Below are 14148 nucleotides of genomic sequence, written 5' to 3' on the forward strand. Positions count from 1 at the left end.
AGTGCGACACTCCAAAAGCCTCCCTGGTGAAATTAGCGCTGTGGAACCACCCGATCCCATCCCGAACTCGGAAGTGAAACGCAGCTGCGCCGATGGTAGTGTGGCTCAAGCCATGCGAGAGTAGGTCATCGCCAGGGTTTATACCCAAAACCCCGCTGCTCACGCAGCGGGGTTTTTCTTTGTGCGCAGAACATGTGGGTAGTGCCGGCCGCCGGCCGGCACCGCCATAGCTGCACACCGGCCGGTAGATGCACGCCATGCGTGGATATTCTCCGCGGGCAGCCCCAGCGCCAACCAGGGTTGGCGACTACCGAGGGCATGCGGGCGCACAGTAGATTCACGCCATATGTGGATGCGGCACCAGCCAGGGTTGGTCGCTCCTCACGGCAGGTCCGGAAGCGGCCTTTTTTCCTGACCCATCACGCAAAAGCAGGCAAAAAAAACGGCGCCCTGCGGGCGCCGTCTTGACCGGGATGGAACTGCAGGCCCGGATCAGGCGGCCCGCGAGACCTCGTGCGGTTCCTGCTGGCGGAACACCGATACCGCCTCGGTAAGCGTACCCGCCTGCGATTGCAGCTCGCGTGCGGCCGCGGTGGCTTCCTCCACAAGCGCGGCATTCTGCTGCGTCGCCTGGTCCATCTGCACCACGGTCTGGTTGATCTGCTCGATGCCGACCGACTGCTCCTGCGAGGCCGCCGAGATCTCGTGCATCAGGTGGCTGACATTCTCAACGCCCCCGACAATGCCCTGCATCCGCTGGCCCGCATCGGCCACCAGCTGGGCACCTTCGCCCACCTGGCGACCCGCCTCATCGATCAGTTTCTTGATTTCCTGTGCGGCGGCGGCGGAGCGCTGCGCCAGCACGCGCACCTCGCTGGCCACCACCGCGAAGCCACGGCCCTGCTCGCCGGCACGGGCGGCCTCCACTGCCGCGTTGAGCGCGAGGATATTGGTCTGGAAGGCGATGCCATCGATCACGCCAGTGATGTCGCCGATCCGCTTCGAGGCTCCCTCGATCGCCTGCATGGTGTCGACGACCCGCTGCATGGCGACGTTGCCATCGCTGGCGGCGCTCTGGGTGGTGATCGCCAGCTGGCTCGCCTCGCGCGCATGGGCAGCGTTCTGGCGCACGGTGGCAGTCAGCTCTTCCATCGAAGCGGCGGTTTCCTGCAGGTGCGCTGCCTGGCGCTCGCTGCGCTCGGACAGCGCGCCATTGCCCGCAGCGATTTCGCTGGCAGCGGTGCTGATCGAGGACGCGCACTGCTGGATACGGCCCACCATGCGCGCCAGCTGGCCGGCGGTGGCGTTGGCATCGCGCTGGATCGCGGCAAAGGCGCCGTGATACTCGCCATGCATGCGTCGATCGAGATCTCCGCTGGCCAGCGCCGAGAGCATCTGCCGCACCTCGTCAACCGTACTGCCCAACGTATCCAGCAGCTGGTTGATGCCACCGGTGAGGCCATCGAGGAAGCTGGCACCTTCGGTTGCCTGCAGGCGCTGGTCGAGGTCGCCGGCGGCGGCGGCCGCGACGATGCCGGCGACGGCGTTCTCCAAGGCGAGCTCATGGGTACGGTCATGCCACTCCACGGCGAAGCCCAGGCGCAGGCCCTGTGCGTCGAAGACCGGAGTAACCACCTGTGCGAAGTGCACCGGGCCGATCTGTACCTTGCCGTTGTGGCTGACCTGCAGGCCATTGAGGATGGCGCGGATCCGGTCCGGGTTGGCGTGGAAGCGATGAATGCTGCTACCGACCAGGCGCTCGGCATCGAAATCGGGGAAGGCCTGGCGCAACGTTGCCTGCTGGTTGCGCAGCAGGGCCACCACCGAGCGGTTCACGTAGCGGATCACGTGATCGTTGTCGGCAATCATCATCGCGGTGCGCGAGGCATCGAGGGCCTGGCGGATCTGCGCGTTCTCGGCGTGTGCCTCCGCTTCGCGTCCACGCTGGGCCTGCACATGGCGTGCGGTGTCGGCCAGCGCATGGGCCAGCGAACCCGGTGCGTAGGCGGTGGTGTCAGCATGTGCACCAAGATCGGCGCCGGTGGCGATGTCGCGCGCCAGCGCGGCCAGCCGCCGGGGACCGTGGCCGAGTGCTTCGGTCTGCTGGCGGAGCCGCAGTGCGACCTGGCCAAGGAACAGGGTCAGGCCGGCCAGCATCGCGGCCTGCAGCAGCGCCGGCGCCACCGCAGCACCGGCCGGCAGCGGGGCCAGCAGTGCAAGCGTGCCGATGCTACCGGCCAGCCACACCGGCAGACGATCGCGATGGCCCAGCAGCACGCCCAGCAGCAGGGCGATCGGCAACGCCGGCGACAGGCCGGTGATCGCGGACAACAGGGCCAGCTGCAGCGCCACCAGGATTGCCAGGGCGTTGCGGGCGATGCCGCGGCCTGCCAGCGGACCGGCCAGCCACAAGGCGGGCAGCACAGCGCCCGCGGCCAACGCGGCGGCCACACCGTGCGGACCGCTCAGGGCCAGCACCAGCCCGGTCACGGCCAGTGCCGCGCTGCCGGTCAGCAGGCGGCGGTCAGCACCGCGGGCGAGCTGTTGCAGGTGCGACAGGCGGGCGGTATCGGGGGGACGGGCGGATGCAATGGACATCGGAGGCTCCTGGGTCAGCAGACGACAACGAGCACGCCGCAACGCACGCAGCAGGGCGTGACGAGGGCGGGTGCCGGGAATTCGAGGGATGCGGCGCGATCAGCGACGCGGAGACGGGACACCGCGGCCACATCCTGTGGGTGACGGTGCAGCAGAGCGGGCATGCGGACTTCCTTGCAGAACCAGGCACATGCCGCAGGACCGACCGGGCCCGCGTGCAGCGGGCGCAGGGGCCCACAACTGATGTATCGGCCGCAAACGCGCGGAGTGAAGCGCGCGGACGCCTGCGCTCAGCCGGCGTTGTCGTTGCTGAAGAAGTGCAGGATCACGCCTGCGATCTGTTCCGGATCTTCCATGTGCAGGTGATGGTTGCCGGGAAACACTGCCAGCCGGCCATCCCGCAGGTGCTGCAGGCGATCGCTGCGCATCGGCTCGGGATAATACGACTGCGCCGGTGTGGCATAGATCACCTGTGTCGGGCAGGCGATGGCCTGCAGCAGGTTGTCGATCTGGCCCTCGCTGAGGCGGATCGCGGTGGGCAGCATCAGGCGCGGATCGCTGCACCAGCGATACCCGCCTTCGACCGGTTCCACGCCGCGCTCGACCAGCAGTCGTGCGCACGGTTCGCTGAGCTGGTTGGTCATCATCCGTGCGCGGATCGGCGCGGCCAGGTCGGGGAACACGCGCAGCTGCTTGCGCGCCAACGCACGGGTTGCGTTCACGTGCTCGCGCAGGCGATGGGCGGTCTCTTCTTCGGGGCCGCGCAGGCCGCCGAGAGCTTCGATCGCCACCAGGCGCTCGACGCGGTCGCTGACCGAGGCGGTGAGGCTGGCGATGCCGGCGCCCATCGAATGGCCGAGCAGGCTGAAGCGGTCCCAGCCCAGGGCGTCGGCCACATCAAGCACGTGGCAGATCGCGGCCGCCGTGGTGTAGCTGGCACCGGCCGGCAGGTGCGCGCTGTGGCCATGGCCGGGCAGGTCGATCGCCACCAGCTGCAGCGACGCCAGGTGCGGCGCCAGCGGCACGAAGCTGGCGGCATTGTCGAGCCAGCCATGCAGGGCCAGCACGCACGGGCCGTCGCCGCTGTTGCGCAGGCCGGCGACGCGGGTGCCGCCGACCCCGAGTTCAAAGGGTTGCAGACTCATGCCAGCGAGGCCACGGCCAGTCGCGCCAGGGCGCGCGCGTGTTCCGGTTCGGCATTGAGGCAGGGGATGTAGCGCATCGTCGCGCCACGTTCGGCCAGCGTTTCGGTGAAGCCCATCGCGACTTCTTCCAGCGTTTCCAGGCAATCGGTGGCGAAGCCGGGGCAGACCACGTCGATCTGCTTCACACCGGATTCGGCCAACGCCCACAGGCTCGGCTCAGCGTAAGGCTGCAGCCAGCGCTCGCGGCCGAAGCGCGACTGGTAACCCATCTGCCAGTCGTCCTTGCCCAGGCCCAGCGCGTTGGCGATGGCCTGCGCGCTGGCCTCGCAGCGCTGCGGATACGGATCACCCGCGTCGGCCAGGCGCTGCGGAATGCCGTGGAAGGAGAACATCAGTTTCTGGCTGCGGCCGTGCTGTTCCCAGTAGCGGCGGATCGAGCCGGCAACGGCCTCGACCCAGCCCGGGTCGACCGAGTAGTCGCGTACCAGACTGACGGTCACGCCCGGGTTGCGCCGCTGCCAGGCATCGACCCGGTCCTCGACCGAGGCGGTGGTGGTGGTGGAGTACTGCGGGTACAGCGGCAGCACCACGATGCGGCGTGCGCCTTCGCCGGCGAGGCGGTCGAGCTCGTGGGCCAGGGCCGGTTCGCCATAGCGCATTGCGTGGCGCACTTTCAGGGTTGGCAGCAGGGCCTGCATCGCCTGCGCCAGCTGCCGGGTATGGACCATCAGCGGTGAGCCATCCGGCAGCCAGACCTGGGCGTACTTGGCCGCCGAACGACTGCTGCGCAGCGGCAGGATCAGCCCGCGCAGCAGCGGCTGCCACAGCAGTGGCGGGATCGCGACCACGCGGCGGTCGGACAGGAATTCGGCCAGGTAACGGCGTACGGCGGGGGCCGTCGGCGTATCGGGCGTGCCTAGGTTGACCGCCAGCACGGCGGTATCGGGTGCGTCGAGCATGGGGTGCATTGTCGCCGATCCGGTGTCGCACCGGGATGCAGGGTTCGGATTGCTGGCATAGCGCGCATCTATGTGAGCGGGGAGCGCTCATTGGGGATTCATGACAACACTACTAATTTCAGTCACTTGCTATATCTTCCTATGGACTGACTTCTGGAGCCTGCCATGCGTCGCCCGATCCAAGCCCTGCTGATCGCCGCCAGCCTGCTGTCCAGCCAGGCCATGGCCGGACCGCAGGAAGACCAGCGCGCCCGCAATGCCGTGCGCGTGCTGGCGGAGATCCAGGAAATCCCTGAACAGGGAATTCCGGACAAGTTGCTCGACGAAGGCCGCGCGGTCATCGTCATTCCCGACACGATCAAGGCCGGCCTGGTCATTGGCGGTCGTCGCGGCCACGGGCTGATGTCGGTGCGCATGCCCAATGGCGCCTGGTCCAGCCCGGTATTCGTCAAGCTGACCGGTGGCAGCATCGGCTTCCAGGCCGGCGTGCAGTCTTCCGACGTAGTGCTGGTGTTCCGCAACGACCGCAGCCTGGACAACCTGGTCAATGGCAAGTTCACGCTTGGCGCCGATGCCGGCGTTGCCGCCGGTCCGGTCGGCCGCAATGCCGCCGCCGCCACCGACGGCCAGCTGAAGGCCGAGATCTGGTCGTGGTCGCGCGCGCGCGGCCTGTTCGCCGGTGTCGCGCTGGATGGCGCGGTGCTGCAGATCGACGATGCCGCCAATCTGGACGCCTACGGCAGCAACACCACGCCGCGCATGATCTTCGAAGGTCGCGCCGTCGGTTCGCCGTCGATGGACGTGGTCGCCTTCCGCGATCGCCTGGAAGAGGCCACCTACGCCGCCCGCAACAACCGCAACGGCAACGGTGGCAATGCACCGCGTCCGGCGCCGGCGCCGGCTGCCGCCCCCGTGTCTGTGCCCGTTCAGGCAGCACCGGCGGCCCCGGCCGAAGCCACCACCGCGCCGCTGCAGAACGTTCCGCAGAACCCGCCGCCGCAGCAGCAGGGCTTCCAGCCGGTCAACGACGGCGAAATCCGCACGGAAACGCTGGGCGGAAACTGACTTTCGTCACGCGCGCCGGCTAACACCCGGTGCGCTATGCTCGACAGCCTGATCACTAACGTAACGAGCGTCTTTATGGGCAGTTTCAGCATCTGGCATTGGTTGGTCGTGCTGGCCATCGTCCTGCTGGTGTTCGGCACAAAGCGCCTGACCAGTGGCGCCAAGGACCTCGGTTCGGCGGTCAAGGAATTCAAGAAGGGCATGCGCGACGACGACAAGCCGAACGCGCAGCTGGGCGACGAGTCGCGCAGCCAGGACGCCTCGCGCACCGCGCAGGACGAGCACGACCGCACCCCTCGCTGATCCGGAGCGGTCGCGGTGTTTGATATCGGCTTCAGCGAACTGCTGGTGATCGCCGTGGTCGCCCTGGTGGTGCTCGGTCCCGAGCGCCTGCCCAAGGCGGCCCGCTTTGCCGGCCTGTGGGTGCGTCGCGCCCGCAATCAATGGGATTCGGTGAAACAGGAACTGGAGCGCGAACTGCAGGCCGAGGAGATCAAGCGGCAGATGCAGGACGTTCGCCAGGGCATGCAGGACACCGAGAACCAGCTGCGTGCCAGCGGCGAAGCGATCCGTCGCGAAGCGCAGGAGGCGCAGCAGCAGGGCGATACGCTGGCGCAGGAGGTACGCGCACCGGCGCCTGCGGATCTGCCGCCGCATATGAGCGGCCTGACCCGTGCCGATGCACCGGTACAGGAGGGCGTCGCTCCCGAGCCGACGCCGGCGACACCCCCTGAAGCCGGTGCGCCGCCGCCGCCGCGCACGGAGCGCCAGCCATGAGTGAACAGGATTTCGGCGAGAGCTCGCTGGTCGAACATCTGGTGGAACTGCGCGGCCGCCTGGTGCGCGCATTGCTGGGCCTGGGCGTGGTGCTGCTGGCGCTGCTGCCGTTCACCCAGAAGCTGTACAACGCGTTGGCCGAGCCGCTGGTCTCGCAGCTGCCGAACGGGCAGACGATGATTGCCACCAATCCGGCCGGCGCCTTCTTCGCGCCGTTGAAGCTGACCTTCTTCGTTGCCCTGTTCGTGGCGGTGCCGTGGCTGCTGTACCAGCTGTGGGCCTTCGTCGCGCCCGGCCTGTATGCGCGCGAGAAGCGCCTGGCGGTGCCGCTGCTGGTGTCCTCGGTGCTGCTGTTCTACACCGGCTGTGCCTTTGCCTACTTCCTGGTGCTGCCGGCGGTGTTCCACTTCCTCACCACCTTCAGCCCGGAAGTGATTGCGATCACCCCGGATGCAAATGCCTACCTGGATTTCGTGCTGGCGATCTTCTTCGCCTTCGGCGGCAGCTTCGAACTGCCGGTGGCGATGGTGATCCTGGTGCTGCTGGGCTGGGTGACGCCGCAGCAGTTCAAGGAAGGCCGCGGCTACGCGATCGTCGGCATCTTCGTGCTGGCGGCGGTGCTGACCCCGCCGGACGTGGTTTCGCAGCTGATGCTGGCGATCCCGATGTGCCTGCTCTATGAGCTGGGCATCCACGCCGCACGCTGGCTGGTGCCGTCGTCGGCAGTCAAGAAGCCCGCCGCCTGAAAGAAAAAAGGGGACGGAGGGGATTAAGTCGTTTATGCCCAGTGTGTGCAGCTAACGACTTAATCCCCTCCGTCCCCTTTTTTCATCAGGCGTGGAAGATGTCGCTTGAGGTCGGCGTGGTCGGGACCGGCGGTGCGGCGCGGCTGCCACGGTGCACGAACATCTGCTTCCACGCGGCGTAGACCGCGCCGACATACAGCGGCATCAGCACCGTGGTCAGCACCAGCTGGGCGATGAAGGCGGCGGCCAGCGGGCCGCCGATCAGCATCGCGATCTGGATCACGATCACGAACAGGATGTAGATGCAGAACGCGGCGATCAGGCCGAGCACGGCGAACACGATCATCGCGCCGATGTTCTCGATGCAGCCCTGCAGGCTCAGGCGCAGCGCGTGCATGCCGCTCTGCTTGTCGAACACCACCAGCGCCGGCTGGGTGAACATTGCCAGCGACAGTGCGACCGCGCTCAGGAACACCAGCAGCATCCACAGTGCGATGCGCTTGGCCGGCAGGTTGGCCACCAGCGCCGCGGCATCGTCCGGCTTGATCTGCTGGCCATTGCGGCTGATCTCTTCCATCTTGGTCATGACCTCGCTGAAGGCGGTGAAGCCTTCGCGGCCGATCATCAGGAAGAGCAGCGCGCCCAGCAGCAGCACCGCCAGCACCTGGATCGCCAGCGGCACCAGCAGGTGGCTGACGCGGTGGTCGCGGATCGGCTGCAGCAGGTGCGAGGCCAGGCCCGGGCGACCTTCGTCGATCTCACCCACGGCGTACAGCATGCCGCCGAACATGATCGGCGAGATGGCCAGGGTCATCAGCTGCACGGCCATGCCGGCGGCGCCGGGAATCAGCGTCGACAACAGGGTGACCACCCAGCTCACCAGCAGCCAGGTCAGACCGATCCGGGCCAGCTGCAGCGGCGCACGCCGATACAGCGAGAACGTATCCAGCAACCACTGGGCGCCCGCCGAGGCCGGCAGCTTGCGAATCTCTTTCATGGACATCCGGGAAGGACAGGAGGGGCCGGGCGCTTGCCCGTGCCGCCGATTATCCCTGTTTTGCCGCCGGCTGGGCTGAAGACAGCCGCGCCTGGCGAACGAAGCGGCGCAGCAGCTGGCGCGCCAGCGGTGCGGCGCTGACCGCGCGCTCGATGCTGCGGGCACAGCCGCCATGGCGGCCGATGCAGTCGGCACGGGCACGCACGTAGCCGCGCATGTGGTGGGTGGCGAACTCGGGGTGGAACTGCACGCCCCAGGCCTGGCGCCCCCAGCGGAAGGCATGGCAGCCATCCAGCGGCGAGCGTGCCAGTACTTCGGCACCGTCAGGCGCGCGCAACACGGTCTGCAGGTGGGTGGCGTGGGCGGCGAAGTGCTGCGGCAGGCCCTGGAACAGCGGGTCCTGCGCGGCCTGCGGCTGCAGCTCCAGTTCGATCGTGCCCGACTCGCGCCCGGCCGGGTTGTAGGCCACCTCGCCACCCAGCGCGTGCGCCAGCAGCTGGTGCCCGTAGCAGATACCGAACACGGGCAAGTCGTCGTGGGCGGCCTGGCGCAGCCATGCGGCACTGCGCTCACTCCATTCGGCGTGGTCGGTGACGAAGGCGGCCGAGCCGGTCACCAGCACGCCGGCGAAGGCATGCGGGTCGGGCAGGGCATCCCCGTGTTCGACATCGACCACCACCGTCTCGTGCTCTTCCAGCCCGGCGGCCACCCGGATCCAGTGCGGGAAGCGCCCGTAGCGGCGCAGCGACGGCACCGGGCGGCCGGTTTCAAGGATCAGGAACGGGGCTGGGTTCATCCGGGGGCGGCAGGACTGACAGGACTTCCTCGATTGTAGTCAGCCCCTGCGCCACCTTTTCAAGCCCGGCCTGGCGCAGGGTTCGCAGCCCTTCAGCCCGCGCGGCACGGGTGAAACCGGCCAGATCCATGTCGGCGCGGATCTGCCCACGCAGCCGCGAGCCCAATGGCAGCAACTCATACAGGCCGATGCGGCCGAGGAATCCGGTGCGCCGGCACTCCAGGCAACCAACCGGCCGACAGGGCGTGGCGGCATCTGGATATGCAGCTTGGCTATCAGCCAGCACCGCCCAGTCGGCAGCACCAAGGGTGTGCGGCTGCTTGCAGTGCGGGCACAGGGTGCGCACCAGGCGCTGGGCGAGGATGCCGTTGAGGGTGCTGGCCAGCAGGTAGTGCGGCACGCCCAGGTCGAGCAGGCGGGTGACCGCCGACGGCGCGTCGTTGGTATGCAGCGTGGACAGCACCAGATGGCCGGTCAGCGAGGCCTGCACCGCCATCTGCGCGGTTTCCAGATCGCGGATCTCGCCGATCATGATGATGTCCGGGTCCTGCCGCAGCAGGGTGCGCACGCCGCTGGCGAAGTCCAGGTCGATGTTGGCCTGCACCTGCATCTGGTTGAACTCGGGCGCGATCATCTCGATCGGGTCCTCCACGGTGCACACGTTCACGTCCGGCGTGGCCAGCCGCTTCAGCGTGGAATACAGGGTGGTGGTCTTGCCTGAGCCGGTCGGGCCGGTGACCAGCACGATGCCGTGCGGGCGTTCGACCAGTGCATTCCAGCCGGCGGCCTCCTGCGGACTGAAACCCAGCTGGTCGATGCTCTTGAAGGCGGCATCCGGGTCGAAGATGCGCATCACGCACTTCTCGCCGAAGGCGGTGGGCATGGTCGACAGGCGCATCTCGACCTCGCGGCCGCCCGGCGAGCGGGTCTTGATGCGGCCGTCCTGCGGGCGCCGGCGTTCGGCCAGGTCCATGCGGCCGAGCACCTTGATGCGGCTGACCACGGCGGTCATCACCGCCGGGGGCACCTCGAAGACCTTGTGCAGCACGCCATCGATGCGGAAGCGCATGCGCCCCATCTCGCGGCGCGGTTCCAGGTGGATGTCCGAGGCGCGCTGTTCGTAGGCATATTGCAGCAGCCAGTCGACGATGTGCACGATGTGCTGGTCGTCGGCATTGACGTCGCCGGTACGGCCCAGCTCGACCAGCTGCTCGAAGCTGGGCAGGGTGGTGCTGGCTTCGCCGCGGACATCGCCGCGCGCGCCACGCACCGAGCGGGTCACCCCGTAGAACTCCATGGTGTAGCGGTGCAGGTCGAGCGGATTGACCACCGCCAGCTCGATGCTGCGGCGGGTCAGGTGATGCAGGTCGCGGCGCCACTCCTGCACCAGCGGCTCGCTGGTGGCCACCAGCACCCGTTCGGCATCCACCGCCAGCGGCAGGAAGCGGTGGCGGCGGGCGTAGGCGTGGGAGACCAGCGCGGTGACCGCAGCGACGTCGACCCGGGTCGGATCGATGCGCAGGTAGCGGCTGCCGGTGCGCCGGGCCAGCCATTCGGTCAGGCGTTCCAGGGTCAGTTCGCCACCGTCGCGGGCGGCCAGCTTGAGGTTGGACAGCAACACCAGCGGGTGCACTTCACTGGCATTGCGCGCGCCCTGTGCGGAAAACCGCATGCGCTCGACGTCGTGCTCGGCCACCAGGCCATCGGCCAGCAGCGCTGCGCAGACCTGTTCGAAATGCAGGCGGCCCCACGGCAGCGGGATGTCGCCTGGCTCGCCGGGCGTGCCCACCGGCAGCCGATGTTCCATCTGCCTGCTCCTCCCGGGTACGGAATGCCCCGCAGGTCGGCCGTTATACTAACGCACCCCCTTGCCGGCCAAGACTCGTACGCATGTCCGCGACCCCGACCGTTCCGATCACCTTCCAGGGCCTGATCCAGACCCTGAACCAGTTCTGGGCCCAGCAGGGCTGCGTGCTCATCCAGCCGCTCGACCTGGAGGTGGGCGCCGGTACCTTCCACCCGGCCACCTTCCTGCGTGCGATCGGTCCGGAACGCTGGAACGCGGCCTACGTGCAGCCCTCGCGCCGCCCGACCGATGGCCGCTACGGCGAGAACCCGAACCGCCTGCAGCGCTACTACCAGTACCAGGTGGCGATGAAGCCGGCGCCGGACAACATCCAGCAGCTGTACCTGGATTCGCTGAAGGCGCTGGGCATCGACCCGCTGGTGCACGACCTGCGTTTCGTCGAGGACAACTGGGAATCGCCGACGCTGGGCGCCTGGGGCCTGGGCTGGGAAGTCTGGCTCAACGGCATGGAAGTGACCCAGTTCACCTACTTCCAGCAGGCCGGTGGCCTGGAGTGCCGCCCGGTGCTGGGCGAGATCACCTACGGTCTCGAACGCCTGTGCATGTACCTGCAGAACTGCGACAACGTCTACGACCTGGTCTGGACCTACGGCCCGGACGGGCAACCGGTGACCTATGGCGACGTCTACCACCAGAACGAAGTCGAGCAGAGCACCTACAACTTCGAATACGCCGACGTGGACGAAATGTTCCACCGCTTCGATGCCTGCGAGCGTGAAGCGCAGAAGCTGGTCGAGGTGGGCCTGCCGCTGCCGGCCTACGAGCAGGTGATGAAGGCCAGCCACACCTTCAACCTGCTCGATGCACGCCGCGCGATCAGCGTGACCGAGCGCCAGCGCTACATCCTGCGCGTGCGCGCGCTGGCCCAGGCGGTGGCCAAGGCGTACTACGAGCAGCGCGAGAAGCTGGGCTTCCCGGGCGCGAAGAAGGCCTGACGGGCCGTCCGCACCCACCCGCTTTTCATCAACTACCCGGGGCGCCGGACGCGTCGCGCGCTGCGCCCCCACCACAGGATCGAACCGATGAGCCAACTGTCCCCCCTGCTGATCGAACTGGGCACCGAGGAGCTGCCGGTCAAGGCGCTGCCGGGCCTGGCCCAGGCGTTCTTCGACGGTGTTGTCGAAGGCCTGCGCACGCGCGGCGTCGCGCTGGAACTGGGTGATGCACGCCCGCTGTCGACCCCGCGCCGCCTGGCCGTGCTGCTGCCGGGCGTGGGCCTGGAACAGCCGGAACAGCACAGCGAAGTGCTGGGCCCGTACCTGAACATCGCACTGGACGCCGAAGGCCAGCCGACCAAGGCGTTGCAGGGCTTCGCCGCCAAGGCCGGGATCGACTGGACCGCGCTGGAGAAGACCACCGACAACAAGGGTGAGCGCTTCGTGCACCGCGCGGTGACCCCGGGCGCACGCACCGCCAGCCTGCTGCCGGAGATCCTGCGCGAGGCGATTGCAGCGATGCCGATTCCCAAGCCGATGCGCTGGGGCGGCCACACCTGGGGCTTTGCCCGCCCGGCGCACTGGCTGGTGCTGCTGCACGGTACCGAGGTGGTGGAGGCCGAACTGTTCGGCCTGCAGGCCGGCCGTGTCAGCCGTGGCCATCGCTTCCACCACGACCAGCCCGTGTCGCTGGCCCAGCCGCAGGACTATGTTGAAGCCCTGCGCGCCGCCTTCGTGCTGGTCGACCCGCGCGAGCGCCGTGCGCGCATCGTCGCCGAGGTCGAGGCCGCCGCAGCCAGGGCCGGTGGCAGCGCCCGCATCACCGACGACAACCTGGAGCAGGTGGTGAACCTGGTCGAGTGGCCGTCGGCGGTGCTGTGCAGCTTCGAACGCGCGTTCCTGGCAGTGCCGCAGGAAGCGCTGATCGAAACGATGGAGATCAACCAGAAGTTCTTCCCGGTGCTGGATGCCGCAGGCACGCTGACCGAGAAGTTCATCGGCATCGCCAACATCGAATCGAAGGACGTGGCCGAAGTGGCCAAGGGCTACGAGCGGGTGATCCGCCCGCGCTTTGCCGACGCCAAGTTCTTCTTCGACGAGGACCTGAAGCAGGGCCTGGCGTCGATGGGCGACGGCCTGAAGACGGTGACCTACCAGGCCAAGCTGGGCAGCGTGGCCGACAAGGTGGCGCGCGTGGCCGCCCTGGCCGAAGTGATCGCACCCCAGGTGGGTGCCGATGCCGTGCAGGCCAGGCGGGCTGCCGAATTGGCCAAGAACGACCTGCAGTCGCGCATGGTCAACGAGTTCCCGGAGCTGCAGGGCATCGCCGGCCGCCACTACGCCGCGGCCGGTGGCGAATCGACCGAGGTGGCGCTGGCCATCGACGAGGCCTACCAGCCGCGCTTCGGCGGTGATGACATCGCGCTGTCGCCGCTGGGCAAGGTGCTGGCCATCGCCGAACGCGTCGACACGCTGGCCGGTGGTTTCGCCGCAGGCCTGAAGCCGACCGGCAACAAGGACCCGTTCGCGCTGCGCCGCAATGCGCTGGGCCTGGCCCGCACGATCATCGAAAGCGGCTTCGAGCTGGACCTGCGCGCGCTGCTGGCCAGCGCCAACGCCGGCCTGGCCGCGCGCAACGTGCAGGCCGATGTCGGCGAGCTGTACGACTTCATTCTCGACCGCCTGAAGGGCTATTACGGCGACAAGGGCGTGCCGGCCACGCACTTCAACGCGGTGGCCGAACTGAAGCCGGCCTCGCTGTACGACTTCGACCGCCGCCTGGATGCGATCGGCACCTTCGCCGCACTGCCGGAAGCCGAAGCACTGGCTGCGGCCAACAAGCGCATCCGCAACATCCTGCGCAAGGCCGAGGGCGACATTCCGGCGCAGATCGACCCGGCGCTGCTGCAGGAAGACGCCGAGCGCGCGCTGGCCGAAGCGGTCACCGCCGCCATCGACGACACCGGCGCCAGCCTGCACCAGAAGGACTACGTGGCCGTGCTGGCACGCCTGGCGCGCCTGCGCCCGCAGGTCGACGCGTTCTTCGACGGGGTGATGGTCAATGCGGACGATCTGGCGCTGCGTGGCAACCGCCTGGCGCTGCTGACGATGCTGGGCGAGCGCCTGGGCAAGGTCGCGGCGATCGAGCATCTGTCGAGCTGATGCCCGTATCGGTAGTGCCGGCCGCTGGCCGGCATTACCCCGCGCACCGCATCGCCGGTGGATGTCCATCGGGGTCATTGCCGGCATCGCGCACGATGCC

The 14148-nt window shown here is 68.2% G+C and carries 12 protein-coding genes and 1 rRNA gene; 7 read left to right on the forward strand and 6 right to left on the reverse strand.

The window, feature by feature from the left end; all coding sequences use genetic code 11:
* Nucleotides 1-22 precede the first annotated feature (22 nt).
* A 5S ribosomal RNA gene (rrf, locus tag AC5P53_RS00005) occupies nucleotides 23-137 on the forward strand.
* 355 nt (nucleotides 138-492) lie between these two features.
* Here rrf and AC5P53_RS00010 read toward each other — a convergent pair.
* The 3 genes from AC5P53_RS00010 to hemH form a co-directional block, all read right to left on the reverse strand.
* Complete coding sequence (locus tag AC5P53_RS00010) at nucleotides 493-2598, reverse strand: methyl-accepting chemotaxis protein (protein WP_495227032.1); 2106 nt, start codon at nucleotides 2596-2598, stop codon at nucleotides 493-495.
* A 290-nt stretch (nucleotides 2599-2888) separates the two neighbouring features.
* Nucleotides 2889-3743 (reverse strand): alpha/beta fold hydrolase, encoded by an 855-nt coding sequence (locus tag AC5P53_RS00015; RefSeq protein WP_075075859.1) that lies wholly within the window; start codon nucleotides 3741-3743, stop codon nucleotides 2889-2891.
* A complete protein-coding gene (gene hemH / locus AC5P53_RS00020; protein ID WP_032957857.1) occupies nucleotides 3740-4702 on the reverse strand; it encodes a ferrochelatase in 963 nt (320 codons plus the stop codon). Before hemH ends, AC5P53_RS00015 begins: the two co-directional genes overlap by 4 nt.
* A 165-nt stretch (nucleotides 4703-4867) precedes the next feature.
* Here hemH and AC5P53_RS00025 point away from each other — a divergent pair, with 165 nt between their 5' ends.
* From AC5P53_RS00025 to tatC, 4 genes are all read left to right on the forward strand, one after another.
* Nucleotides 4868-5767 carry a lipid-binding SYLF domain-containing protein gene (locus tag AC5P53_RS00025; protein ID WP_111205393.1) on the forward strand — a complete coding sequence of 300 codons (900 nt, stop codon included), beginning with the start codon at nucleotides 4868-4870 and terminating at the stop codon, nucleotides 5765-5767.
* A gap of 75 nt (nucleotides 5768-5842) precedes the next feature.
* On the forward strand, nucleotides 5843-6070 hold the full coding sequence (tatA, locus tag AC5P53_RS00030; protein WP_014648907.1) for a Sec-independent protein translocase subunit TatA: 228 nt from the start codon (nucleotides 5843-5845) through the stop codon (nucleotides 6068-6070).
* Between the two features lie 15 nt (nucleotides 6071-6085).
* Entirely contained in the window at nucleotides 6086-6544 is a 459-nt protein-coding gene (gene tatB, locus AC5P53_RS00035; protein WP_032957854.1) for a Sec-independent protein translocase protein TatB, read from the forward strand.
* Nucleotides 6541-7290 carry a twin-arginine translocase subunit TatC gene (gene tatC / locus AC5P53_RS00040; protein ID WP_241887603.1) on the forward strand — a complete coding sequence of 250 codons (750 nt, stop codon included), beginning with the start codon at nucleotides 6541-6543 and terminating at the stop codon, nucleotides 7288-7290. Before tatB ends, tatC begins: the two co-directional genes overlap by 4 nt.
* An 85-nt stretch (nucleotides 7291-7375) precedes the next feature.
* Here the strand turns inward: tatC and AC5P53_RS00045 are convergent, their stop codons facing one another.
* The 3 genes from AC5P53_RS00045 to AC5P53_RS00055 are packed head-to-tail and all read right to left on the reverse strand — an operon-like array spanning nucleotide 7376 to nucleotide 10890.
* Entirely contained in the window at nucleotides 7376-8287 is a 912-nt protein-coding gene (locus AC5P53_RS00045; protein WP_495227034.1) for a BPSS1780 family membrane protein, read from the reverse strand.
* Between the two features lie 49 nt (nucleotides 8288-8336).
* The gene (locus AC5P53_RS00050) at nucleotides 8337-9083 is read right to left on the reverse strand and encodes a glutamine amidotransferase (RefSeq protein ID WP_014648904.1); all 747 of its coding nucleotides are present in this window, start codon (nucleotides 9081-9083) and stop codon (nucleotides 8337-8339) included.
* Nucleotides 9055-10890 (reverse strand): GspE/PulE family protein, encoded by a 1836-nt coding sequence (locus tag AC5P53_RS00055; protein WP_142235019.1) that lies wholly within the window; start codon nucleotides 10888-10890, stop codon nucleotides 9055-9057. The genes AC5P53_RS00050 and AC5P53_RS00055 overlap by 29 nt, the downstream gene beginning before the upstream one ends.
* Before the next feature lie 83 nt (nucleotides 10891-10973).
* Here AC5P53_RS00055 and glyQ point away from each other — a divergent pair, with 83 nt between their 5' ends.
* Both glyQ and glyS read left to right on the forward strand, forming a co-directional pair.
* Nucleotides 10974-11885: a glycine--tRNA ligase subunit alpha gene (gene glyQ, locus AC5P53_RS00060; protein ID WP_014648902.1), complete on the forward strand. Its 912-nt coding sequence runs from the start codon at nucleotides 10974-10976 to the stop codon at nucleotides 11883-11885.
* Nucleotides 11886-11972: 87 nt separating this feature from the next.
* Nucleotides 11973-14048 carry a glycine--tRNA ligase subunit beta gene (gene glyS / locus AC5P53_RS00065; protein WP_495227035.1) on the forward strand — a complete coding sequence of 692 codons (2076 nt, stop codon included), beginning with the start codon at nucleotides 11973-11975 and terminating at the stop codon, nucleotides 14046-14048.
* Nucleotides 14049-14148: the final 100 nt, after the last annotated feature.

This window comes from Stenotrophomonas sp. YJH_SMC_82 (assembly GCF_059368875.1).

What these genes read in the sequence shown, in the direction of transcription:
- AC5P53_RS00050 (WP_014648904.1), bottom strand. Translation starts at nt 9,083, where the DNA reads ATGAACCCAGCCCCGTTCCTGATCCTTGAAACCGGCCGCCCGGTGCCG.
- AC5P53_RS00025 (WP_111205393.1), top strand. Translation starts at nt 4,868, where the DNA reads ATGCGTCGCCCGATCCAAGCCCTGCTGATCGCCGCCAGCCTGCTGTCC.
- tatA (WP_014648907.1), top strand. Translation starts at nt 5,843, where the DNA reads ATGGGCAGTTTCAGCATCTGGCATTGGTTGGTCGTGCTGGCCATCGTC.
- AC5P53_RS00015 (WP_075075859.1), bottom strand. Translation starts at nt 3,743, where the DNA reads ATGAGTCTGCAACCCTTTGAACTCGGGGTCGGCGGCACCCGCGTCGCC.
- glyQ (WP_014648902.1), top strand. Translation starts at nt 10,974, where the DNA reads ATGTCCGCGACCCCGACCGTTCCGATCACCTTCCAGGGCCTGATCCAG.
- AC5P53_RS00010 (WP_495227032.1), bottom strand. Translation starts at nt 2,598, where the DNA reads ATGTCCATTGCATCCGCCCGTCCCCCCGATACCGCCCGCCTGTCGCAC.
- glyS (WP_495227035.1), top strand. Translation starts at nt 11,973, where the DNA reads ATGAGCCAACTGTCCCCCCTGCTGATCGAACTGGGCACCGAGGAGCTG.
- AC5P53_RS00045 (WP_495227034.1), bottom strand. Translation starts at nt 8,287, where the DNA reads ATGAAAGAGATTCGCAAGCTGCCGGCCTCGGCGGGCGCCCAGTGGTTG.
- tatC (WP_241887603.1), top strand. Translation starts at nt 6,541, where the DNA reads ATGAGTGAACAGGATTTCGGCGAGAGCTCGCTGGTCGAACATCTGGTG.
- hemH (WP_032957857.1), bottom strand. Translation starts at nt 4,702, where the DNA reads ATGCTCGACGCACCCGATACCGCCGTGCTGGCGGTCAACCTAGGCACG.
- AC5P53_RS00055 (WP_142235019.1), bottom strand. Translation starts at nt 10,890, where the DNA reads ATGGAACATCGGCTGCCGGTGGGCACGCCCGGCGAGCCAGGCGACATC.